The following is a 20,996-nucleotide window of genomic DNA, read 5'->3' on the forward strand; positions in this document are numbered from 1 at the left end:
TTTTGTTGTTTAGGAAATTATAAAAAATATGTCTGTGGATATCTGGAACAAAAGTAGCAGCGTCCAGCTCCATGCGCCAGCGACTAGCAAACTTCCCTCGCCTCCTTACGATAAGGCAACACGAAAAAGCTAACGCTCTTCGTGTTTTCTTTATCTCATACGGCTCAGTGCCACGAAAAGTGAAGCGGCTCGTTTAGCTCCGACAAGCATAAGACAGCTTTCTGTAGGAGGCTCCGGAGGAAAGAGGGCTTATGACTCGAGGAGCTAGCCGCTGCAACTAGACAAAGTTTGTACGTCGCAAAACGGGCGCATTGCGCTTTTGTTCTTGGAGTTTATCCACATGACTGTGGAAAACCTGTGGGTAAGATTTTTAGTTTGTTGAAAAATAAAGGCGACATATGTGAATAGATTTTGGGGATAACTTTTGAGAAAACTGTGGATAGTGGGGATAAACCTCTTGATAACTATAAAAATAGGGGTGGATATGTGTAAAAGTCTGTGGGTAAGTAAGAATGAAAAATTTTTCCATACTTTATCTTGACGTTATATCAAAAAGGTTATATAGTTAGTTACATAAGTAATTAACCAACAAACCAATTAAGATCGTAGTAAGGCGGGTGAGTAGTATGGATATTGATTTAAAAAGTGATATACCCATTTTTCAGCAGGTAGCAGAGCTGATAGAAAGTGGAATCTTAGAAGGAAGCATGTTAGAAGGCGAGAGGGTCCCATCTACCAATGAATTTGCAAAATATTATCACATAAACCCGGCAACTGCAGCGAAGGGTATCAATCAACTCGTGGATCAAGAAATTTTATTTAAGAAAAGAGGGGTTGGCATGTTTGTTGCTGATGGAGCGAAAAATATTATCCTCGCTAAACGAAAAAACGCTTTTTTCACAGACTTTATAATTCCACTAAAAAAGGAAGCACAGAAACTTGGCATTAGCGAAAAAGAGTTAGCAACACTTATCCACAAGGGGGAAAGGGAATGAGAGTAGAAATAAAAAATGTCACTAAAAGCTATGGAAGCAAAGTGGCGATTAATAGTCTAACAACTACACTAGAGGAGAATAAAATCTATGGATTGCTTGGAAGAAACGGGGCGGGAAAGACAACCCTAATGCAGCTTTTGGCTGGGCACACGCTGCCAACAAAAGGAGACATACTAATAAACGGACAAAATCCCTTCAACAATAGAAACCTCACCAAAGAAATTTGCCTCGTTAATGAATCCAATAACTTTATCAAACGCTTACGTGTGAAAGACATCCTAAAAGTCGCTTCATTATTTTATCCTAATTGGTCGTGGGAGCTAGCGGAGGAGCTACTTCACACCTTCAACTTAGACCCAAAGCTAAAAACAAAAGGACTATCTAAAGGAATGGAATCCTCGCTTGGCATTATTATTGGCCTTGCTAGCAGAGCAAAGATTACTATTTTTGATGAACCATACATTGGCTTAGATGCTGCAGCACGCTACAAATTTTATGAAATACTTTTAGAGCAGTACCAAGAATATCCACGGACTTTTATCTTATCCACCCACTTAATAGATGAGGTAAGCAATCTATTTGAAGAAGTTATTCTATTGAATAATGGAGAGGTTCTATTTCATGAATCTGCAGAAAAATTAGTGAGTTCAAGCCTAACTGTCTCAGGAAAACGAGACATAGTGGATGAGTTTATAAAAGGAAAGCGTGTGCTACATGAGTCTGTTCTTGCAGGAAGGAAAACGGCCACGGTTTTTGGAGAAGGAGTTACAAGGGAGCAAGCGGAAAACCTACACCTTGATGCAGATCGAAGCTCCATTCAGCAGCTGATGGTATACATGACAGAGGAAGAGAATATTGGAGGGAAGAAATATGCTTAAGGATATGCAGGCAATAATATATTATCTTACAGTTGATATGAGATTTTCCTTTAAGGTGTTTTGGTCCATCTTACTTTTGAGTATGAGTGCTTCGTTTCTAATTGTGCTTTCCTTTGATACAATGATGGTATTTACGCCAAGCTTGGCGATATATATTTTTTGTGCGATTACTGGATTTATCACAACGAAAGAAACCTTCCCATATTGTATTAAACTCGGGGCAACCAGGAGTCAGTATACGATTAGCGTGTTGACTTTTAGTGCGATGGTTGCGGTTGTGTTTTCGGTTATGAATACAGTGATTCAAGCTCTTTTTAAGGGATTAACAACAATTGTTTCAGCAGATAAGTTTTTAACCTTTCATACAGTGGAAGGCACAACGCTTGCTCAAACGTGGTATAACCAGATATTGGTGGACAGTGTTATTTGTTTTTTGTTCCTTTCCATCGGATTTGTAATTGGGAGCACTTTTTACCGTCTCGGGCTTGTTGGAGGTTTGAGCACATTAGCTTTATTAGCAATTCTTTTCTTTGTTCCTTACACTAGGGCTGCCATTATGGACTTTATCGTAAACATGGAAGGTGTGAAAGCTGGAGTGAACTTCTTTGCTATCCTCACAATAGCACTTTTTTCCTACCTGCCAAACTGGGGCATGCTTCGAAATGCTTCCACATTACCTAGTGCAACACGATAAAAGCCAAGGGGACGGTTCTATGAAAACCAGAACCGTCCCCCTGTCTTATTTCCTTTTTTGGAAAAACAAATAATAGATACCCAATCCTAGGCCAGCAAGGTTGATGCTGAGCATAACGAAGTAGTAGGCTTGGATGGGTCCTGTTATGAGATAGCTAATGTATCGGATGGTGTTGATGATAATGACAACTAGTAGGATGATCGCAAATGGACGGTTCATACTGTTCTCCTATTCTGAAACAAGTGCTTCCCATTCCTCCATGAAGGAGAGAAGCTTTTCCTGAAGCTCTTCGTTTTCGGTATTTAAAGCTAGCACCTGTTCATGGTCTTGATACACTTCGGGTAAGCATAACTGGCTTTCGTTATACTCCATCTTCTTTTCTAGCTCTTCCATCGCTTTTTCTATTTCTTCTACTCGGCGCTGGCGTTGGCGTTCTTGTTTCTTCAATTCTTTTTCCTGCTCATAGCTAAGCTTTTCCTTCGTGTCAGAAGAGGCAACAGCCTTTGAAGGATTCGCCTTTGCGCTAGCGGCTTCTGTCTCCAATCGCGCAAGCTCCTCGGCTTCTTCTTTCTTTTCGACATAATAATCATAGTCGCCTAAATATTCATTGGCTCCATCTGTACTTAATTCATAGACCTTGGTTGCAAGACGGTTAATAAAATAACGATCATGCGAGACAAATAGAATCGTACCAGGAAAATCAATTAAGGCGTTTTCTAAAATTTCTTTGCTGTCTAAATCCAAATGGTTGGTAGGCTCATCCAGTATGAGCACATTGGAGCGCTCCATCATCAATTTCGACAGCGCAAGCCGTGCCTTTTCCCCACCGCTCAAAGTGGACACTGGCTTTAACACATCATCTCCTGAAAAAAGAAAGTTACCGAGCACGGTACGGATTTCTTTTTCCACCTTGTTTGGATATTGATCCCAAAGCTCTGCTAGCACGGTTTTATTGGAGGTCAGGTCTGCTTGCTGCTGGTCATAATAACTGATGCTCACATTGGCACCAAAACCATACTCGCCAGCAAGTGGCTTTAACTTCCCGACAAGTGTTTTTAATAAGGTCGACTTTCCAATTCCGTTCGGACCAACAAGTGCGACACTATCCCCGCGTGATAGGCTCATCGCCACATGTCGAAAAATAGGGGTCGCATCATAAGAAACAGCTAAATCTTTTATTTTTAAAACATCATTTCCACTTTGTCTATCAATATCAAACATAATCGAAGCGGATTTTTCGTCTCCTTTTGGACGCTCCATAACTTCCATCTTTTCGAGCTGCTTTCGGCGGCTTTGGGCCCTTTTCGTGGTGGAAGCTCTCGCTAAATTACGGGCCACAAAATCCTGCAGCTTCGCAATCTCATCCTGCTGCTTTTCAAAGGACTTCATATCCCGTTCATACTGCTCTGCTTTTAGCTCTAAATACTTGCTATAGTTTCCGATGAATTTCGTTGATTTTTTTCTAGAAATCTCATAAACGGTTGTCACCACTTTGTCCAAGAAGTAGCGATCATGCGAAACAATCAGCAACGCACCTGGGTAGCCCTGCAGGTAGCTTTCGAGCCAAGAAAGCGTGTCGATGTCAAGGTGGTTGGTTGGCTCATCCAAAATCAACAGATCTGGCTTTGTTAATAGAAGCTTTGCAAGCGCAAGACGAGTGCGCTGCCCACCACTCAATGTCTCAATCGGCGTGTCATAATCAAATTCTGAAAAACGTAACCCATGCAAAACAGAGCGGATGTCTGCTTCATATTGAAAGCCCCCACGCTGCTTAAAGGACTCCTGCACCTCGTCATACTCCTTCAGCACACGTACATAGCGGGCCTGATCATCAAAATAAGCAGGGTCCCCCATATTTGCCTCAAGCTCGCGCATCTTGCCTTCAAGCTCACGAAGCTCCGTAAACACCGTCAGCATTTCATCCCAAATCGAGCGCTCCGTCTGCAAGCCCGTATCCTGAGCTAAATAGCCAATGGAGACTCCTTTTGGTTTAATAAGCTCCCCTGAATCAAAGGAAAGCTGATTGGATATGATTTTAAGTAGAGTAGATTTACCGGCCCCATTGCGTCCAACCAAGGCAATTCTATCTTTCGATTGTACTTCTAGTTTTATATTCGATAAAATAAGGTCAGCACCGAAATATTTCGATAGCTGATTTACTTGTAAAATAATCATCCTTTTCACCTCAAGCAATTCTAAGATAAGTTTATCCTTCTTCTTAGTTAACATCAAGATATTGGGGTTTTTATGAAAAGGCTCTGTTCAAACTACGTTGTTGATTTCTGCAAATGACTCCGCGTCCGCGGGGCGATGCAGGAACCTCCTCGGGCTATCGCCCTGTGGGGTCTCCTGTCAATCCCTTCATTCCCGCAGGAGTCTCCGCCTTTGCTACAATCAACAACTAGAAACTTCATATAAAAGTATAATCACTTTTAACAAAGTCTAAAAAGATAGAAATGTAATCGTTTTCGTAACGTGATAGAATAGAATTAAGAGCAAACGTGTCGTACAAATGGGGGAGTAATATGAATAACGAACAATGGAAAATACCACAGGCAACAGCAAAAAGACTGCCTCTTTATTACCGTTTTATTCAAAATTTGCATGCTTCAGGAAAACAACGAGTTTCCTCGGCAGAGCTTAGTGAAGCAGTAAAGGTCGATTCGGCAACCATCCGCAGAGACTTCAGTTATTTTGGCGCTCTTGGAAAAAAAGGCTATGGCTATAATGTTCAATATTTGTTAACTTTTTTCAGGAAAACGCTCGACCAAGACGAATTAACATATGTTACTCTAATAGGTGTAGGTAATTTAGGAACCGCCTTCCTACATTATAATTTTATGAAAAACAATAATACGAAAATAGTGACGGCCTTCGATGTGGACGAGTCCAAAATCGGCTCGGAGATCGGTGGGGTCCCTGTTTATCATTTAGACGATATGGAAGTACACTTGCCAGACAATGTGACGGTAGCCATCTTGACGGTTCCGGCTCCTGTTGCGCAGCCTATTGCGGATAGACTTGTAAAAAAGGGCGTAAAGGGCATACTGAACTTTACACCAGCACGTATCAATGTACCGGAAAACATTCGCATCCATCACATCGATTTAGCGGTGGAACTCCAATCATTGGTATATTTTCTCAAGCACTATCCAAGCGAGTAAAAAAGTTGTAGAATAAGAATATTTCGAGGAGGTGTCAAAAATGGGTTCATTAGGAATGGGAAGCCTCTTACTTATTGTATTTGTAGCACTATTAATCTTCGGACCAAGCAAGTTACCACAGCTAGGGAAAGCTGCCGGGAATACGTTGCGTGAATTCAAGAACGCGACAAAAGGATTGGCCGATGACGACGATAAAGAGAAAAAAGAAGAAACGAAGTAATGTAAGGATGAACATATATGCCAGATAGAGAAATGTCGGTTTATGACCATATAGGTGAGCTTCGAAAAAGAATCATCCTGGTGGTATCCTTCTTTTTCGTGTCGGCCATCGGTGGCTTCTTACTCGCCGAACCGATTATCGTATACTTACAAAACACCAACGAAGCGAAAGAGCTGACGATGAATGCCTTTCGCATGACAGATCCCATCAAAATCTTCATGCAATTTGCCTTTATCATCGCCTTTATCATCACGTTTCCGGTGACCCTTTTTCAGCTCTGGAGCTTCATCAGTCCAGGACTATACGAAAAAGAGCGCCGTGTAACCTTAAGTTATATCCCTATTTCCATCATCCTGTTTATAAGTGGACTAGCTTTTTCATACTTTATCCTCTTTCCATTTGTTGTCGACTTTATGGGAAGACTGGCAGACCGCTTAGACATTAATCAGGTTATTGGAATTAATGAATACTTTCAATTCTTGTTTCAGCTCACCCTTCCATTTGGGCTGCTGTTTCAAATGCCAGTCATTGTGATGTTCTTAACAAGACTTGGCCTGATCACACCTGACTTGCTCGTACGAATCCGTAAATTCGCTTATTTCGCTCTATTGGTCATTGGCGGACTGATTACACCACCAGAATTAATCTCTCATCTGATGGTCACAGTCCCGCTCTTTGTTCTATATGAAATAAGCATCGTCATCTCGCGTACGGCTTACCGAAAAGCAAAGAAAGCAGAAGCATTAATGGAACAGGAATTAAATCAAAAATAGGCTCGCACCCTAAGAGGTGTGAGCCTATTTTCTTTGGATCTCTTTTATTTTTTTATGAAGCAAGTATGAGCGGATCGCCACTCCAAAATCAAACGTGGCAATCAGCATTAACAAAATCGTGTGCCACTCCCAAATGCTTTCCCCTAATGAGGCAATCGCGAGGTACAAAAACAAGGACCCCATGATCGAATAAAAGAAAACCATGCGTAACGGTGTAATTTTCATCAAATAATCCTCCAAGTCTTAAAAAAGCTCTTTTCTCAGAGATTGTTGCATCTAACAAAGAAAAAGTCGGCTTTAAGACTTTTTCTAATATTTACGCGAAGAAAAATTGCTTCAACATTATATATTCCTCCACGAAAAGAGCCCGACAGTAACGTTGATTACGGGTAACATAGCCTAAAAAAAGAACGAAATAAACTGCGGAAGATTGTTTTGCATCTCTTCCATCCGCTGCATGTACCGTTCAATGTCCTCCCGGAACACAAATTGTACGATTACTACAAACGAGTTCATTCCCACATGGGCAATAATCGGCACAATAATCCGTTTTGTTTTTACATATAAAAATGCAAAAATCCCGCCCATCACAAAATAGATAAGTAAATGCTTAAAGTCTTGATGGACAAGGGCAAATAGGAGGGAGCTGACAACCAACCCTGCAGCAAAATTGAAGCGCTTATAGATGGCGCCGAAAATGATCTTCCGAAAGATGATCTCCTCCATAATTGGCCCAGCCACGGCTACTGCAAAAATCATTAACGGGAACGCTGACACAAACCCCATGATTTGTTGTGTATTTTGTGAGCCTGGCTCAATCCCAAACAGCTGCTGCTGAACCATCGCCGCAACCGCTTGACCAATCAGCGCGATTGGAAAACCAAGCATGGACCAAAGAACCGTAATCGACAACGAAACCGGTTCGCCGCGAAAATCCTCTTGTTTCCATTCTTTCCGCAGCATCCAGCAAATAATAATAGCAGCTAAGGTAAAACTGATAAAGGCCCAGAGTCCTATCAAATATGGAATTCTGTTTTCCATCCCTTCACCAATACCAAGCCACAGAAGCAGCGGAACTCCCCCAGCTATGGACAGCTGCATAACTACATATACGATAATGACATACCAATACTTTTTCGTCATAACGAGCTCCTCTTGTGCAATATTCACTTTCCGTATTGTACCATACAATATATATGTCCCTATAATGATAAGGTTTCCTATATTATTGATTTCTTGCGTGTGGGTTTTGATTGAGTTTGGATTTCGTGGGAGGGTGATGAAATTAATGGAGGGGGTTTGGGACATAATTAATCCACTTTTCGATTTATTAAGCGACTTTCACCCATAATTAATCCAACTTCCAATTAATTAAGCCATTTGAAGCAACATAAAGGCCATTCGACACCTGACAACAAATTTCGCAACCACTCCCCCTTGTCATGAAGTAGTTTCTCGCTGTTGATTGGAGCAAGGGCGTAGACTCCCCCGGGATTGAAGCGATAGACTGGAGACCCCGCGGACGCGGAGCCATTTGAGGAAATCAACAGCGGCATTTAACAGTACTTTTATGAAAAATGTAAAGGATTCCAAAGTCGAAAAAATTTTAGATAAAGATACTTGCAAAATGAAAAGAGATTATTTATTATAATAATTGTGTTAGCACTCAAGACGTAAGAGTGCTAATAATAAACCAAACATTACTTATGAAACCAAGGAGGTTGTTTTCATGTTAAAGCCATTAGGTGATCGCATTGTAATTGAGCTTGTTCAATCAGAAGAAAAAACGGCAAGTGGTATCGTATTACCAGACTCTGCGAAAGAAAAACCTCAAGAAGGTAAGGTAGTAGCAGTAGGTTCAGGTCGCGTACTAGAAAGCGGAGAGCGCGTAGCACTTGAAGTTGCAGCTGGCGACAGCGTAATCTTCTCTAAATACGCTGGTACAGAAGTGAAATTCGAAGGCAAAGAACTTCTTATCCTTAAAGAAGCAGACGTACTTGCAGTAGTAGGCAAATAATCAAGGCGTGCGGCTGACAGACCAGCTGGCGCATATTCATAATGAAAAACCAAAAATACATTTAACTTTCCTGAGGAGGTCTATCAATTATGGCAAAAGAGATTAAGTTCAGTGAAGAAGCTCGCCGCTCCATGTTACGCGGTGTAGACAAGTTAGCTGATGCAGTGAAAGTAACATTAGGACCAAAAGGACGCAACGTGGTTCTTGAGAAAAAATTCGGTTCTCCACTTATCACAAATGACGGTGTAACCATCGCAAAAGAAATCGAATTAGAAGATTCTTTTGAAAACATGGGTGCAAAGCTTGTAGCAGAAGTTGCTAGCAAAACAAACGATGTTGCTGGTGACGGTACAACAACTGCAACAGTTCTAGCGCAAGCGATGATCCGCGAAGGCTTAAAGAACGTAACAGCTGGTGCGAACCCAATGGGCGTTCGTAAGGGAATTGAAAAAGCGGTTGCGGTTGCAATTGAAGAATTAAAAACAATCTCTAAACCAATCGAAGGCAAAGCTTCCATCGCACAAGTTGCATCTATCTCTGCAGCGGACGAAGAGGTTGGCCAACTAATCGCAGAAGCAATGGAGCGCGTGGGTAACGACGGCGTTATCACTCTTGAAGAATCTAAAGGCTTCACAACAGAGCTTGAAGTAGTAGAAGGTATGCAATTCGACCGTGGATATGCATCTCCATACATGGTAACAGATTCTGACAAAATGGAAGCTGTTCTTGAAAACCCTTATGTGTTAATTACAGATAAGAAAATCACGAACATCCAAGAAATCCTTCCAGTTCTTGAGCAAGTAGTACAACAAGGCAAGCCATTGTTACTAATAGCTGAAGACGTAGAAGGCGAAGCACTAGCAACACTTGTTGTAAACAAACTACGCGGAACATTCAATGCAGTAGCTGTAAAAGCTCCTGGATTCGGTGACCGTCGTAAAGCTATGCTTCAAGACATCGCTGTCCTAACTGGCGGAGAAGTGATCACAGAAGAACTAGGCCTTGACCTTAAATCTGCGAACATCAGCCAATTAGGTCGTGCAGACAAAATCGTCGTAACAAAAGAAAACACAACTGTGGTAAACGGACACGGCAACACAGAAGAAATCCAAGCTCGTGTTGGCCAAATCCGTGCGCAATTAGAAGAAACAACTTCTGAATTCGACCGCGAAAAATTACAAGAGCGCCTAGCTAAACTTGCTGGCGGTGTAGCAGTAATCAAAGTTGGTGCAGCTACTGAAACAGAACTAAAAGAGCGCAAACTTCGCATTGAAGATGCTCTAAACTCCACACGTGCTGCTGTTGAAGAAGGTATCGTAGCCGGTGGTGGTACTGCATTCGTAAACATCTACAACAAAGTAGCAGAAATCCAAGCAGATGGCGACGAAGCTACTGGTGTGAACATCGTTCTTCGCGCAATGGAAGAGCCTGTACGCCAAATCGCGCACAACGCTGGCCTAGAAGGATCTGTTATCGTAGATCGTCTAAAGAAAGAAAAAGTAGGAATCGGCTTCAACGCAGCAACTGGCGAATGGGTAAACATGCTTGACGCTGGTATCGTTGACCCAACCAAAGTATCTCGTTCCGCACTACAAAACGCAGCTTCCGTATCTGCGATGTTCCTGACTACCGAAGCAGTAGTAGCCGACATCCCAGAAGAAAACGCTGGCGGCGGCATGCCTGACATGGGCGGCATGGGTGGAATGGGCGGCATGATGTAATATTTGTTAAGAATCCTTTATTTATAAAGGTTCTTGATGAAGATGCGCATTTTACTGTCCGGAATAATGACCGAAATTAGTTGAAGAATTTGAGGTGTTCAATGAGATTACTCATTGAACACCTCATTTTTATTTAATCCTAATATATATAAAACAAATAATTGTAGAATTTACTAATAAATGTTAATATTAATGGAGCATTTAGACATTATAATATAAAATAATTTTCTAGGGAAGGAGTTGTTATCTATGGGAGGACAGCAATTAAAAATGTTTAAAGTATTTAATTCAAATGGTGTTGGAGATCTTATAAATATCTTTGGTGATGAAAATATTGTAGGGTTCGAAAAGTCAAACATTGTAGGAATAAAATATGATTTTAATAATAATAAACTTAAATACATAATGCAAAGAGTTCCTTTCCATATGACACAACAGCTCATCATTACTTCCAAACATTTTATAGAGATAATTGAAAAAATAGGTTCAAAAGGCTACAGAATTAACTATAAGTTAAATATAGACTTACCTGAAGGAGAAACAAATCAATTAAATGAGTACATCTTTAAAATTTCAAAGACTCATGGTTATGACAAAATTAAATTATATAAAAATTGCATAACCAAGGAACTCAATCGCCTCGAGGAAGAATACGATGTAGAATTCGAGTCAGTTGGTTTTACCTCGGAGGGGCAACGAATTGTTTTTAATAACAACGGTATCCTTTTTGCAAATCAGGATTCATTTATTGAAGCTGGTGAAGTACTATGTTAGCCAGAGTTAAAAAGGTAAAATGATATGCTGAATTTTTTTAAGTGGTTAATACAAGCAGGTACTGTGCCATTAATAATAGTATTGGTCTGGTTTATGGATATTAGACCATTTACGTTTTTGTTTAATTTTATAGATCAGATATTGGCTACTGACTTAGCTGCTAAAATTTCAAACAAAAATATACCGGTTACAATTTACGGAGCCATCGATGTAGGGCTTTTAACTTTTTTTTATAATTTACTTATTAAGTTAATGTCACAAATATTAAAAAAACCGGCACTAATTTCTTTAGAAATAATTGATCGTAAAAGTCAAAAAAACTTTACAACTCTCCCTTTTAATGAAGAAACTCCTGGTATGCAATTACCTACAAAAATAAAGCTCAAGGGACAAATAGAAATAAGGTATGCATTATGGGTATTCTCTTCATTGTTAAAGGGAGTACGCGTGACTATACAATGGCATCCAAAGTGGCTTTCAATAGAACCCCAAATTGGTGATTCAGACTTATTCTCTGTTGTTCAAAAACCTGGAGAAATTTATTTTAACTTCTTGGAATTGCTCTCCGAAAGTGATTTATCCACTTCTATAGATGGTAAATTATCAATAATGGCCAATTCAAATTTTAAACGTAATGGGTTGATTAAAATAAAAGTAGAAATTAACTCAAAAAATAGTATTATACGTTTTTGTTTTAGTTGGCTTATTTCCATATTAATAAGTACGGATATAAAACCTTGTGAAATAGAATTAGAGAAAGGAAGTTAAAAATGGAATTTCCAGTAGCTTTGGTAAAGTTAGATGATATTGAATCAATTGAAGATGCCTCTAAGAAACTTTTTGAGAATTCTAACCTCGATGCCAGACCTGAAAGAGGAGAATGGCCGCAGGGGGAGACTTTAAGAAAGAGATGGCAACCAGGGAGTACAGGTGAATCTATCGGAGTCAATGAAATTAAATATACTAAAGATGTAAATTTCAAATATATATACTTAACAGCATATGTTGAACGAGCAAAAAATATAATTAAAGGTCCAGATGGACAATGGTTAGAAAGAACTGACAGAATAAATAAAGTTGAATCAGATGTACTCTTTTTTGAAAGTGATTCAAATGTTTATGCTGCTATATATATGAACTATTCAAAGAGTACTGTTTATAAGATTAATTACATATTAAAGGATTTGTTTATAGACTCACTTTGGGGCACAACTTCAATGCTTCCTTCTGAATTCCATATCTCTGATAGTACTTATTATTGGCTACTCAGTAAATTTTTAATAGGTGATAAAATAATCTCTACTAGCCCCAATATGACTATCGATACTTTTACTGGTTATAGTGGAGCTGCAGCTGATAACGCACATTTAATGAGTGGTGAAGGTGAAAGAATTTCAGCATTATTGGGTACGTTAGCTTTTATTTTTGGTGATGATACATTAAAATCTTTAAGGTTGAGTATTCGTTTTGATTCAAATGAAAACTTCTTATTTGAGTTATCACAACAAGGAAATATTCGTCTTCTAGAATACGAAGGTAGTTTAATGTACGACGAGCTACATAAAGAAAAAATAATTTTGACATTAATTCTATATAAAAATATTATCCCAGGGATCTTGGAAAATTATGCGATTGCAGAAGACAAGAAAGAATGGAATAGTGAAATTAAATTACAATTTATTCATTCAGTGGGAGATCAAATTATTACAAAAGTAAAAAATGAAATGGAAAAAACCGACAAGATGCAAAGAGAAATGGCTAATCAAAAATAAAACAACTGTTGAAGTATCCATAAGTATACTCATGGATACTTCAATTTAAAAGATTGGAAGAGAGGTCTCTCATTAAGTTACTAAACTTATTTGAAGCCTCTTTTTTTATTGTCTGTGTCATGTGTGCATAGATGTCCATTGTTGTTTTTATATCACTATGTCCAAGCCGTTCTTGTATTTCCTTTATATGCACGTTAGCTTCAATTAATAAAGAAGTGTGAGTATGTCTAAAAGAATGGGGAGTGATCTGCTTAGGGATCTTTGTTCTTTTTAACTATCCGTATATCTGATAGTAAAACTACATGGGGAACCTGTGATTCCCAATTACAGTTAACTTTCAATTGGAAGTTGGCGATGGCTCCCATGAAAGTAATTGATTATGTAGTAGTACACGAAATGTGCCATATGATTCATCTCAATCACGACCGCTCCTTCTGGCGGCTTGTAGGTAAAATATCGCCTGATTATAAAGAACAGGAAAATTGGTTGGCGCAGTCAAGTTGGAAGATGACTATTTAAAGAAGCACTGGACCCAAGAGCCTTCCAATAATAAAGTAAAATTATAAGAGGCTTCCCATTAGTGACTAAACAATGGAAAGCCTCTTTGTTTTATGTTTGTGAAAACTCCCTCATCCCCAAAACCGCTGCCCCGAACACCCCGGGTACCCATGTATATCCTGTACAGTATTCATATCATATTGCTTCATCGCAAATTGTGAATGGTATAGGTATTCCATCACTAAAAGCTTTCCATTAGAGGTTCCGCATAAGACGCCGGAAGTTCCTGTGCCATCTGAAAACGAGACTCCAATGGGCTGATTCATTAAGTGTGGAATTTTATGTTGCCAAGGCATAGCTGACACTCCTTTCCCTCTAGTGTATAACCCATATCTCCATTAAGTGCCTGTTTGATTTTGGCACGCTGCTTTTAAAACCCCACAAATCTGGGTATAAGAACCCTATAGGAATGTGGGGGGAAGCCAAATGATAAGAATCGCTGGAATGACAGAGGATCTTCAAATAAACAAAAATATCAGTATTGAAAACCTTGATAAGAACGCATATAAATGGATATGGGTGGACTTTAACCAACCGTCGGAAGAGGAGATAAAACACCTAGACAGCACGTTCCACTTCCACCCATTGGCAATAGAGGATTGCATACATAGGTTGCAGCGGCCGAAGCTGGATCATTATGATGATCATACGTTTTTTGTGACGCACAGTATTCAACAAAAGGAAGACGAGCTTCATAAAGAGGAAGTGAATTTTTTCTTAGGGGAAAATTATGTGGTGAGTTTTCATCAGGCACCTTCTAAAGAAGTGGATGAGGTGTGGAGGAGCTTGGATAAGCCACCAAAGGACGTGGAAAATTGGGATGAATATTATGTGTTTTATGAGATTCTAGACGACATTGTTGATAATTATTTTCCGCTTCTTTATAAGCTGGAGGACCAGCTGGACAAAATTGAGGACAATACTCAAGACAAATCGATGAATCAGCTGATGGACGAGCTGTTCGATACGAGGTATTCCTTATTGGACCTGCGACATACGATCAACCCGATGCGGGATTTGCTGTACCGCATGCTCAATACACATCGCCTGAATGGTGTGATGAAACGGAAAGAGTACTTCGCGGATATTTACGACCATCTCCTGAAACTTTCTGACATGGTTACCTCCAACCGGGAATTGACGGCGGACATACGGGATAATTATCTTTCCTTGAACTCGCACCAAGCCAACAATGTAATGAAGGTTCTTACCATTATCACCTCCATCTTCGCGCCACTGACTTTTATTGCGGGTATTTACGGCATGAACTTTCAATATATGCCGGAGCTGACTTATAAATACGGGTATTTTATCGCGCTTGGCGTTATGGTCGTGATGGGGGTAAGCTTGTATATTTGGTTTAAGTGGAAGGGCTGGTTTAAGTAAGAGGGCATACAAAAAAGGTACGGGAATTCCCGTACCTTTTTACATGCATTATTCAGCTGAGAAGATTTCTTCGATTTCATCAACCATAAGGTTTGCAGCTTTTACGCCACCAGCTGTGTTCCAGATGATGTCACTTACTTTGTGCGCATTTCCTTCTTTCGCAGCTGTTAGGTTTTGCCAAAGTGGATCGTTTGTCCATTCTTCTTCCACTGCAGTGGAGTCGGCATATGTGAAGTAGAATAGTTGATCTGCGTCCATTTTAGGGATTAATTCTTTGTCTACTTCTACAGCAAAGTTACCCATTTTGTTGTCTGCTGTGAATAGTTCTTCTTGGTGAGCGGCACGTTTGAAACCGATTTGGTCAAGTACCACTCCGGAGAATGAATCTGTCCAGTAAATACGAGTTGGACGTGAGCTGAAGCGTACTACGGAAACTTCTTGGTTTACTTTGTCGCCAAGCTTTGCTTTTAGATCTTCTACTTTCTTATCGTATGCAGCAATTACTTCTTTACCTTTTTCTTCTTTATTCAAGGCCTTAGCATATAGTTCAAAGTTGATTTTCCAGTCACCCGCTAGATCCTCAGCGAAGACAGTTGGAGCAATGGAGTTTAATTGGTCGTACAATGCTTCTTGACGGACTTTGTTACCGATGATTAGATCAGGTTTTAATGCAGCGATTTTCTCGATGTTTACTTCGATTTCATCCCCAACAACCTCAACGCCTTCCATGTCAGCGCTGATGTGCTCATACCAAGGATCTTGATCCCAAGACATAACAGCACCTACAGGTTTTACATCAAGTGCCAATAATGCTTCTGTTCCTTCGTTCGTTAAGATAACCACACGCTCTGGCGTTTTCTCTAATTCCGTTGTACCCATTGCATGTTCAACTGTATAGTTAGTTGGTTCTGTTGTTGTTTCTGTTGCTTCTTTAGAACCGTTTGATGAATTGTTTGAAGTGTTGTTATTTGTATTACCACAAGCAGCCAATACAAATAGAGATAGGATAGCAATAGATGCTAATGACCAAAACTTTCTTTTCATTCTGTTTTTCCCCCTAAGCGTTTTATGTATAAATAATGTTGATAATCATTATCAACTACTTATTACATTCACTATAATATGGCAAGATAAAACAACTGTCAATATTAAATTGAAAATAATTCTCATTATCATTGACGCACTTTTTATTATCTTCTAAACTGTTAATAGACATAGAATAGGATGGTAATAACAGTGAGTAGAATGGTAGATTGGAAAACAATCGTAAAATTTATAGTAGTGACTTTACTGCTCCTCCTGTTAATGGGGATGAGCATTGTTTTAGGGTATACCGATACAACAGTAAAGCTAGCTTATGAAGCGTTCACTTCCTTTAATGGAAGTAACGAGCATATCATCATCGAATCGGTTCGTTTGCCAAGGGCGTTAATTGCGGCATGTGTCGGCGCATCTCTCGCGATGGCGGGTGTGTTTATGCAGACCTTGACGAAGAACCCGTTGGCGTCCCCTGGAATTTTGGGAATTAATGCAGGGGCAAGCTTTGCGGTAGTGTTTGTGATTTCCTTCTTTAAGGTGGCAAACTTGAGTATTTTCACATGGGTATCCTTTTTAGGAGCAGCAGTTGCTGCATTGGCTGTTTATTTTATTGGTGGTATCGGAAAGCATGAATTAACACCGATGAAAATAACCCTTGCCGGAGCGGCGATTACCGCCCTTTTTTCTTCTTTTACGCAAGGAATATTGGTCACAAATGAAGCCGCACTGGATGAGGTCTTGTTCTGGTTATCTGGATCGATCCAAGGGAGAAAGCTGGAAGTATTGGCATCTGTTTTTCCTTATTTGTTAGGGGGATGGGTGTTGGCGCTACTTTTAACCCCAGTGATGAATGTGTTGGCCATGGGAGATGATGTCGCCAAAGGACTTGGGGTCAAGGTTGGCTTGCTAAAACTGATGGTAGGTGTTCTTGTGATTTTACTTGCTGGTGGGTCGGTTGCCGTTGCAGGACCTATTGGATTCATCGGCATTGTCATTCCCCATATAGCAAGACGTATTATTGGTACGGATCATCGATGGCTCGTGCCTTTTGCAGGGTTGCTTGGGGGCGTTCTTCTCTTGGCAGCAGACATAGGGGCAAGGTATATCGTCATGCCGCAAGAGGTTCCAGTAGGGGTGATGACCGCACTTATCGGGACACCGTACTTTATTTACATAGCAAGGAAGGGGTTTAACAGAGGATGAAGGGATATCGCAGCTTTCGAATTGGTAAGAACAAGGTATCCCTGCTTTTAGATAAAAATGCACTATTAAAACTTGGCATACTTGTTATTATCACGTGTATTGTTTTTATTGTGAGTGTTGGGTTAGGAGACCTTCGCATCCACCCATTTACAGTTATTAGCTTGTTCTTTGGAGGCGGGTCAGAGCTTGAGCAGCTCGTTGTTTTTCAGTTTAGGTTACCGAGAATCATCGCCTCTGTTTTAGTCGGAATGGCATTAGCGGTGGCAGGGGGAATTCTGCAAGGCATGATTCGAAATAGCCTCGCTGCCCCAGACACCATCGGGGTAACTGCAGGTGCTGCAATGGCCGTTGTGGCATTTCTTTGGTTGTTTAGTGATGATAATTACTCGTTAATCGTGAGCATTAAATGGCTGCCAGTTGCCGCCTTTATTGGAGCGTCCTTAGTAGCAGCTGCAGTCTATTTCCTTTCATGGAAGGACGGAGTAACTCCCGTTCGACTCATACTTATTGGAATTGGTATTTCTGCTTTAATGCAGGCGGGAACTACCACATTTATGGTCCTAGGTCCCATCTATATGGCTAGCCAAGCGAACATTTGGATTACAGGAAGCGTCAATAGTATCACCTGGGAGGATGTGAACGTCCTTCTTCCTGTCACCGTGGTGCTGCTGATTCTTGCTTTTCTCTCCGCAAGGAATGTGAACGTTCAGTCCTTAGGTGAGGATATTGCTACTGGCGTAGGAAGCGCGGTGCAACGTCATCATTTCCTTTTACTTATGATCAGTACAGGGTTAGTCGGAATTTCCGTTGCATTTGCAGGGGGTATTGGCTTCGTCGGACTGATGGCACCACATATTGCCCGCAAGCTGGTAGGTTCCTCGTATGGAGCTCTACTTCCAGTCGCTGCATTCATCGGCGCCATTTTAGTATTGGTAGCAGATTTAATTGGACGGACTCTGTTCTTACCTTCCATTGTACCTGCAGGGGTCTTTACAGCTACCCTTGGTGCACCATACTTTATCTATCTTTTAATGAAAACGAAAAGGTAAGGGAATCCTTATCTTTACATGAAGAAAACAGCAGGACATTTTAACGGATTCACAAAACTATAATCTTTATAAAAAATGTATAGCCATTTAGTATAACTAAGAGCACTGCGAATTGCAGTGCTTTTTATATTTAAAAAAATAAATGCCGTTTTTAAGATTTATACCATTTCATGTTAATGTTAAGGTAAGACCTTATTCCATATAAGGGCAGGATTGTTGAATAAGGATTTTATAATATGAATAAGTTTCTACTAAGCATTTTATATGGGAGAGAAATAAATAAGATGAAACAAGTCTTTGAAAAAGTAGTATATTTTATTTTTACTCTATTTATTTTTACCTTTTTATGGAAATTAATGGCGGTTTTATGGGACGCTTTTGTGCCTTGGAATTATAAAACTGACTTATTAGGACTTTTTGTGGTAACACCAATACTAATAGGAGCGGCATTTATTTTATCAAGCTTGTCTTTTAAGATTATAAAGAATTCAAAATAATCTCAGTTTTTTTAAGCCTTTATTGCATTCTCTAGGAGCGATAGTTGCATAGTGGGATCTCCTTTCTGTTTAGAGAGAGGATTGTTGATGGATTTTGTAAAGGTGGGGGTTGAATATGAAGAATAAGCAGGTTATTTTCTGGTCTGTAATTGCAATCATACTTATCATAATTTGGCTGTTTACAAGGTAACAAGTATCTTCAACAATCTAGGGCGATTGCAGCACAATGGATTGCTCCGTACATAAGAATAGGGCAGGATTGTTGAAGAACAATATCATTAATTTATTTGAGGGAAAAACTCCTGTAAAAGTTGGTAGGTGAATAAAATGAATGAGGAAATTATAAAGGATTTATCTGTGAATGTTGGGTTTATTAAAATTCATCTTCCTGATTATACAATGTCAACCTTTATGATTGCACAAAGTATAGCAGATGAATTTGGAGTAGAAACAAACCAACAAGCTATAAAGAAGCTACGCGGAGTTCTAAAGAGTTCAGAAAATGATTTGTATAAGAAAGTAAAAACTGATTATGAAAGCGGTTCAATATTTATCCATACTAGTTCAAAAAGAGGAGAGGAAATTCTTCAAGTTGCTCTTATTATCAATGACCTTGCAATAGAACCCTATTGTCAAGAATTTGCCCCCGAAGATATTAGCAAGATAAAGAGCATAATAAAGGATTGGAAACGTCCTAGACCACAAAAGTGGAAAGTTGGTGATGTTTTTACGGTTCCTTTAAGCGACGGTACGTATTCTTTCGGTCAAGTTTTATGGGAGACGTACAATTCTCCTAATTGTGCCCTTTTTGATTGTAGAGGTAAAGAAAACCTTCCTATTGAGACAATTACATCCTCACCAGTATTTTCGGTATTAAATATTACTGCCAAATTTCTTGATTGTTTTGAATGGAAAGTAATTGGTAATGTGCCAGTTGAAATTACTAAAGATGATGTTCCTAAAGAGCATCGTGGTGAAAGTACCGTTGGTTCACTCTCCTTTTCATCTGCTATTTTAAGTGAATTGGCAGAAGTATATTATGGACTAAAACCGTGGAATTCAGCTTATAAACAAGATTTCTATGATGAACTACTTATGCCTAAAATAAAAAGACCTCAAAATATAATTATCAAATAAAAGTTATTTTCTCTAATACTGAAATGATGTTTATTAAGCAATCTAGGAGCGATTGCTGCATAATGGATTATTCCTGAGGAAGGAGGGCTTGAAACTGTGAGTGTTCTTTTTCGTGTAGAATTGTATGTAAGAGATATTGAAAATTCTATCAAGTTTTATCAAGACATCATTGGATTAAAACTCTATGGAAGGAATGAAAGATCCGCACGTTTTAATTACGATAGTTTCTCGTTATTGATAACCTCAGATACTGTCTTAAGTAATAATCATTATTTTAATAGTAAAGCTAAAAGCGAAGTTAAAGGAAATGGTTTTGAGTTAATTATAGTTGTAGATGAATTAGAAAAAGTACATTCTCGTTGCCTTGATTACAATTACCCTATCGAAGTTGACGTAGAAAAATATCCGTGGGATATGAGAGGTTTTAAGATTGCCGACCCAGATGGATATTTTCTAAGAATTACTTCTAAATAACCTTAATCAACCGATAAAATAAAGTTATTCAACAATCTAGGGCGATTGCAGCATAACTTATCGCTTCTTATTTAGGAATTGGGTAGGATAGTTGAATATGACTACTTGGAAAGAGGTGCTATTTTGAATGCAGTGAAGTTAGCTAAGACAATTACTAACCTTGATGTTAAGCCTGGAGGAACATTACGCTTTTATGGGAAGTGGTTTGCGAGACCCTATGATAATTACCACAAGATTTTAGAATGTAGTTTTGATGATGGGATATTACATTTCAAATTTGACGTTGGTGAACAATTGAAAATATGGAATCCAAACAAAATAGTGTTTAACGATAAGGAGTTAATCATTAAAGAATCTCTTTGTGTTGAATTTATTAGGTATCCTTACGGAGAGCCACAAACAGAAGAAAATTTGATAATAGATAGATATTCAGACGGACAAATATCAAACAATTCTTTTAAGGGTGGAAAAGTTTTGGATAAACTTTTAGACCGTAACTATCCAGCGGTTGAGTTATTATCATATTAAGCTAACGGTGGCAATAACTGAAGATCAGCAAATTGATCCAGCTATTGCCCTTATTCAATTAATGGGCAGGATTGTGCAATAAGCTAAGTTCTGAAAATAATTGAAAGAGGTAAAATTT

At 39.3% G+C, this 20,996-nt stretch carries 24 protein-coding genes and 2 pseudogenes; 19 read left to right on the top strand and 7 right to left on the bottom strand.

Annotated elements, in window-relative coordinates; all coding sequences use genetic code 11:
• The first annotated feature begins 626 nt into the window (after positions 1 to 626).
• From FIU87_RS01750 to FIU87_RS01760, 3 genes are read left to right on the top strand one after another with little or no spacing between them, the layout of a single operon-like run.
• A complete protein-coding gene (locus FIU87_RS01750) occupies positions 627 to 995 on the top strand; it encodes a GntR family transcriptional regulator (protein WP_152442992.1) in 369 nt (122 codons plus the stop codon).
• A complete protein-coding gene (locus FIU87_RS01755) occupies positions 992 to 1,873 on the top strand; it encodes an ABC transporter ATP-binding protein (protein ID WP_152442993.1) in 882 nt (293 codons plus the stop codon). Before FIU87_RS01750 ends, FIU87_RS01755 begins: the two co-directional genes overlap by 4 nt.
• Positions 1,866 to 2,567, top strand: a complete 702-nt coding sequence (locus FIU87_RS01760) for a hypothetical protein (protein WP_152442994.1) — start codon at positions 1,866 to 1,868, stop codon at positions 2,565 to 2,567. Before FIU87_RS01755 ends, FIU87_RS01760 begins: the two co-directional genes overlap by 8 nt.
• A 45-nt stretch (positions 2,568 to 2,612) precedes the next feature.
• On the opposite strand, the gene FIU87_RS20855 is transcribed toward FIU87_RS01760, so the two are convergent.
• Positions 2,613 to 2,786, bottom strand: a complete 174-nt coding sequence (locus tag FIU87_RS20855; RefSeq protein ID WP_172970912.1) for a hypothetical protein — start codon at positions 2,784 to 2,786, stop codon at positions 2,613 to 2,615.
• Positions 2,787 to 2,795: 9 nt separating this feature from the next.
• Positions 2,796 to 4,742, bottom strand: a complete 1,947-nt coding sequence (locus tag FIU87_RS01765) for an ABC-F family ATP-binding cassette domain-containing protein (RefSeq protein ID WP_152446372.1) — start codon at positions 4,740 to 4,742, stop codon at positions 2,796 to 2,798.
• A gap of 350 nt (positions 4,743 to 5,092) precedes the next feature.
• On the opposite strand from FIU87_RS01765, the gene FIU87_RS01770 reads away from it, so the two are divergent.
• From FIU87_RS01770 to tatC, 3 genes are read left to right on the top strand one after another with little or no spacing between them, the layout of a single operon-like run.
• Entirely contained in the window at positions 5,093 to 5,731 is a 639-nt protein-coding gene (locus FIU87_RS01770) for a redox-sensing transcriptional repressor Rex (protein ID WP_152442995.1), read from the top strand.
• Between the two features lie 40 nt (positions 5,732 to 5,771).
• Positions 5,772 to 5,951 (top strand): twin-arginine translocase TatA/TatE family subunit, encoded by a 180-nt coding sequence (locus FIU87_RS01775; protein ID WP_152442996.1) that lies wholly within the window; start codon positions 5,772 to 5,774, stop codon positions 5,949 to 5,951.
• A gap of 17 nt (positions 5,952 to 5,968) precedes the next feature.
• Complete coding sequence (gene tatC / locus FIU87_RS01780) at positions 5,969 to 6,724, top strand: twin-arginine translocase subunit TatC (RefSeq protein ID WP_152442997.1); 756 nt, start codon at positions 5,969 to 5,971, stop codon at positions 6,722 to 6,724.
• A gap of 24 nt (positions 6,725 to 6,748) precedes the next feature.
• Here the strand turns inward: tatC and FIU87_RS01785 are convergent, their stop codons facing one another.
• On the bottom strand, positions 6,749 to 6,949 hold the full coding sequence (locus FIU87_RS01785) for a YdiK family protein (protein ID WP_152442998.1): 201 nt from the start codon (positions 6,947 to 6,949) through the stop codon (positions 6,749 to 6,751).
• A gap of 174 nt (positions 6,950 to 7,123) precedes the next feature.
• Positions 7,124 to 7,867, bottom strand: coding sequence for a CPBP family intramembrane glutamic endopeptidase (locus FIU87_RS01790; protein WP_152442999.1), 744 nt, complete (start codon positions 7,865 to 7,867; stop codon positions 7,124 to 7,126).
• Positions 7,868 to 8,453: 586 nt separating this feature from the next.
• Here FIU87_RS01790 and groES point away from each other — a divergent pair.
• The 5 genes from groES to FIU87_RS01815 all read left to right on the top strand — a co-directional run bounded on the left by groES (position 8,454) and on the right by FIU87_RS01815 (position 13,008).
• The gene (gene groES, locus FIU87_RS01795) at positions 8,454 to 8,741 is read left to right on the top strand and encodes a co-chaperone GroES (protein WP_152443000.1); all 288 of its coding nucleotides are present in this window, start codon (positions 8,454 to 8,456) and stop codon (positions 8,739 to 8,741) included.
• Between the two features lie 89 nt (positions 8,742 to 8,830).
• Positions 8,831 to 10,462, top strand: coding sequence for a chaperonin GroEL (groL, locus tag FIU87_RS01800; RefSeq protein WP_152443001.1), 1,632 nt, complete (start codon positions 8,831 to 8,833; stop codon positions 10,460 to 10,462).
• A gap of 249 nt (positions 10,463 to 10,711) precedes the next feature.
• The gene (locus tag FIU87_RS01805; protein WP_152443002.1) at positions 10,712 to 11,236 is read left to right on the top strand and encodes a hypothetical protein; all 525 of its coding nucleotides are present in this window, start codon (positions 10,712 to 10,714) and stop codon (positions 11,234 to 11,236) included.
• A gap of 24 nt (positions 11,237 to 11,260) precedes the next feature.
• Positions 11,261 to 12,004, top strand: a complete 744-nt coding sequence (locus tag FIU87_RS01810) for a hypothetical protein (RefSeq protein WP_172970913.1) — start codon at positions 11,261 to 11,263, stop codon at positions 12,002 to 12,004.
• Positions 12,005 to 12,006: 2 nt separating this feature from the next.
• Positions 12,007 to 13,008, top strand: coding sequence for a hypothetical protein (locus FIU87_RS01815; RefSeq protein WP_152443004.1), 1,002 nt, complete (start codon positions 12,007 to 12,009; stop codon positions 13,006 to 13,008).
• 40 nt (positions 13,009 to 13,048) lie between these two features.
• On the opposite strand, the pseudogene FIU87_RS01820 reads toward FIU87_RS01815, so the two are convergent.
• A pseudogene (locus FIU87_RS01820) lies at positions 13,049 to 13,282 on the bottom strand (tyrosine-type recombinase/integrase); the annotation flags it as partial.
• Between the two features lie 2 nt (positions 13,283 to 13,284).
• Between FIU87_RS01820 and FIU87_RS01825 the strand changes: the two are divergent.
• Positions 13,285 to 13,527, top strand: a pseudogene (locus FIU87_RS01825) (M48 family metallopeptidase); the annotation flags it as partial.
• Positions 13,528 to 13,637: 110 nt separating this feature from the next.
• On the opposite strand, the gene FIU87_RS01830 reads toward FIU87_RS01825, so the two are convergent.
• Positions 13,638 to 13,862, bottom strand: coding sequence for a hypothetical protein (locus tag FIU87_RS01830; RefSeq protein ID WP_152443005.1), 225 nt, complete (start codon positions 13,860 to 13,862; stop codon positions 13,638 to 13,640).
• 130 nt (positions 13,863 to 13,992) lie between these two features.
• Here FIU87_RS01830 and corA point away from each other — a divergent pair, with 130 nt between their 5' ends.
• Entirely contained in the window at positions 13,993 to 14,952 is a 960-nt protein-coding gene (gene corA / locus FIU87_RS01835; RefSeq protein WP_152443006.1) for a magnesium/cobalt transporter CorA, read from the top strand.
• A gap of 48 nt (positions 14,953 to 15,000) precedes the next feature.
• Here corA and FIU87_RS01840 read toward each other — a convergent pair whose 3' ends face one another.
• Positions 15,001 to 15,996 carry an ABC transporter substrate-binding protein gene (locus FIU87_RS01840; RefSeq protein ID WP_152443007.1) on the bottom strand — a complete coding sequence of 332 codons (996 nt, stop codon included), beginning with the start codon at positions 15,994 to 15,996 and terminating at the stop codon, positions 15,001 to 15,003.
• Between the two features lie 201 nt (positions 15,997 to 16,197).
• Here FIU87_RS01840 and FIU87_RS01845 point away from each other — a divergent pair, with 201 nt between their 5' ends.
• From FIU87_RS01845 to FIU87_RS01870, 6 genes are all read left to right on the top strand, one after another.
• Positions 16,198 to 17,193: a FecCD family ABC transporter permease gene (locus FIU87_RS01845; protein ID WP_152446373.1), complete on the top strand. Its 996-nt coding sequence runs from the start codon at positions 16,198 to 16,200 to the stop codon at positions 17,191 to 17,193.
• Positions 17,190 to 18,242, top strand: a complete 1,053-nt coding sequence (locus FIU87_RS01850) for a FecCD family ABC transporter permease (RefSeq protein ID WP_152443008.1) — start codon at positions 17,190 to 17,192, stop codon at positions 18,240 to 18,242. The genes FIU87_RS01845 and FIU87_RS01850 overlap by 4 nt, the downstream gene beginning before the upstream one ends.
• 236 nt (positions 18,243 to 18,478) lie before the next feature.
• Complete coding sequence (locus FIU87_RS01855; protein ID WP_253905485.1) at positions 18,479 to 18,739, top strand: hypothetical protein; 261 nt, start codon at positions 18,479 to 18,481, stop codon at positions 18,737 to 18,739.
• Positions 18,740 to 19,066: 327 nt separating this feature from the next.
• Positions 19,067 to 19,876, top strand: a complete 810-nt coding sequence (locus tag FIU87_RS01860; RefSeq protein ID WP_152443009.1) for an Imm26 family immunity protein — start codon at positions 19,067 to 19,069, stop codon at positions 19,874 to 19,876.
• 96 nt (positions 19,877 to 19,972) lie between these two features.
• Positions 19,973 to 20,350, top strand: a complete 378-nt coding sequence (locus tag FIU87_RS01865) for a VOC family protein (protein WP_152443010.1) — start codon at positions 19,973 to 19,975, stop codon at positions 20,348 to 20,350.
• 123 nt (positions 20,351 to 20,473) lie between these two features.
• Positions 20,474 to 20,878, top strand: a complete 405-nt coding sequence (locus tag FIU87_RS01870) for a hypothetical protein (RefSeq protein WP_152443011.1) — start codon at positions 20,474 to 20,476, stop codon at positions 20,876 to 20,878.
• The last annotated feature ends 118 nt before the right edge of the window (positions 20,879 to 20,996 follow it).

Origin of the sequence: Bacillus sp. THAF10 (assembly GCF_009363695.1) — a bacterium.
In the GTDB taxonomy this organism is placed as follows: domain Bacteria; phylum Bacillota; class Bacilli; order Bacillales; family Bacillaceae_I; genus Sutcliffiella_A.

What these genes read in the sequence shown, in the direction of transcription:
- FIU87_RS01750 (WP_152442992.1), top strand. Translation starts at nt 627, where the DNA reads ATGGATATTGATTTAAAAAGTGATATACCCATTTTTCAGCAGGTAGCA.
- FIU87_RS01755 (WP_152442993.1), top strand. Translation starts at nt 992, where the DNA reads ATGAGAGTAGAAATAAAAAATGTCACTAAAAGCTATGGAAGCAAAGTG.
- FIU87_RS01760 (WP_152442994.1), top strand. Translation starts at nt 1,866, where the DNA reads ATGCTTAAGGATATGCAGGCAATAATATATTATCTTACAGTTGATATG.
- FIU87_RS20855 (WP_172970912.1), bottom strand. Translation starts at nt 2,786, where the DNA reads ATGAACCGTCCATTTGCGATCATCCTACTAGTTGTCATTATCATCAAC.
- FIU87_RS01765 (WP_152446372.1), bottom strand. Translation starts at nt 4,742, where the DNA reads ATGATTATTTTACAAGTAAATCAGCTATCGAAATATTTCGGTGCTGAC.
- FIU87_RS01770 (WP_152442995.1), top strand. Translation starts at nt 5,093, where the DNA reads ATGAATAACGAACAATGGAAAATACCACAGGCAACAGCAAAAAGACTG.
- FIU87_RS01775 (WP_152442996.1), top strand. Translation starts at nt 5,772, where the DNA reads ATGGGTTCATTAGGAATGGGAAGCCTCTTACTTATTGTATTTGTAGCA.
- tatC (WP_152442997.1), top strand. Translation starts at nt 5,969, where the DNA reads ATGCCAGATAGAGAAATGTCGGTTTATGACCATATAGGTGAGCTTCGA.
- FIU87_RS01785 (WP_152442998.1), bottom strand. Translation starts at nt 6,949, where the DNA reads ATGAAAATTACACCGTTACGCATGGTTTTCTTTTATTCGATCATGGGG.
- FIU87_RS01790 (WP_152442999.1), bottom strand. Translation starts at nt 7,867, where the DNA reads ATGACGAAAAAGTATTGGTATGTCATTATCGTATATGTAGTTATGCAG.
- groES (WP_152443000.1), top strand. Translation starts at nt 8,454, where the DNA reads ATGTTAAAGCCATTAGGTGATCGCATTGTAATTGAGCTTGTTCAATCA.
- groL (WP_152443001.1), top strand. Translation starts at nt 8,831, where the DNA reads ATGGCAAAAGAGATTAAGTTCAGTGAAGAAGCTCGCCGCTCCATGTTA.
- FIU87_RS01805 (WP_152443002.1), top strand. Translation starts at nt 10,712, where the DNA reads ATGGGAGGACAGCAATTAAAAATGTTTAAAGTATTTAATTCAAATGGT.
- FIU87_RS01810 (WP_172970913.1), top strand. Translation starts at nt 11,261, where the DNA reads ATGCTGAATTTTTTTAAGTGGTTAATACAAGCAGGTACTGTGCCATTA.
- FIU87_RS01815 (WP_152443004.1), top strand. Translation starts at nt 12,007, where the DNA reads ATGGAATTTCCAGTAGCTTTGGTAAAGTTAGATGATATTGAATCAATT.
- FIU87_RS01830 (WP_152443005.1), bottom strand. Translation starts at nt 13,862, where the DNA reads ATGCCTTGGCAACATAAAATTCCACACTTAATGAATCAGCCCATTGGA.
- corA (WP_152443006.1), top strand. Translation starts at nt 13,993, where the DNA reads ATGATAAGAATCGCTGGAATGACAGAGGATCTTCAAATAAACAAAAAT.
- FIU87_RS01840 (WP_152443007.1), bottom strand. Translation starts at nt 15,996, where the DNA reads ATGAAAAGAAAGTTTTGGTCATTAGCATCTATTGCTATCCTATCTCTA.
- FIU87_RS01845 (WP_152446373.1), top strand. Translation starts at nt 16,198, where the DNA reads ATGGTAGATTGGAAAACAATCGTAAAATTTATAGTAGTGACTTTACTG.
- FIU87_RS01850 (WP_152443008.1), top strand. Translation starts at nt 17,190, where the DNA reads ATGAAGGGATATCGCAGCTTTCGAATTGGTAAGAACAAGGTATCCCTG.
- FIU87_RS01855 (WP_253905485.1), top strand. Translation starts at nt 18,479, where the DNA reads ATGAATAAGTTTCTACTAAGCATTTTATATGGGAGAGAAATAAATAAG.
- FIU87_RS01860 (WP_152443009.1), top strand. Translation starts at nt 19,067, where the DNA reads ATGAATGAGGAAATTATAAAGGATTTATCTGTGAATGTTGGGTTTATT.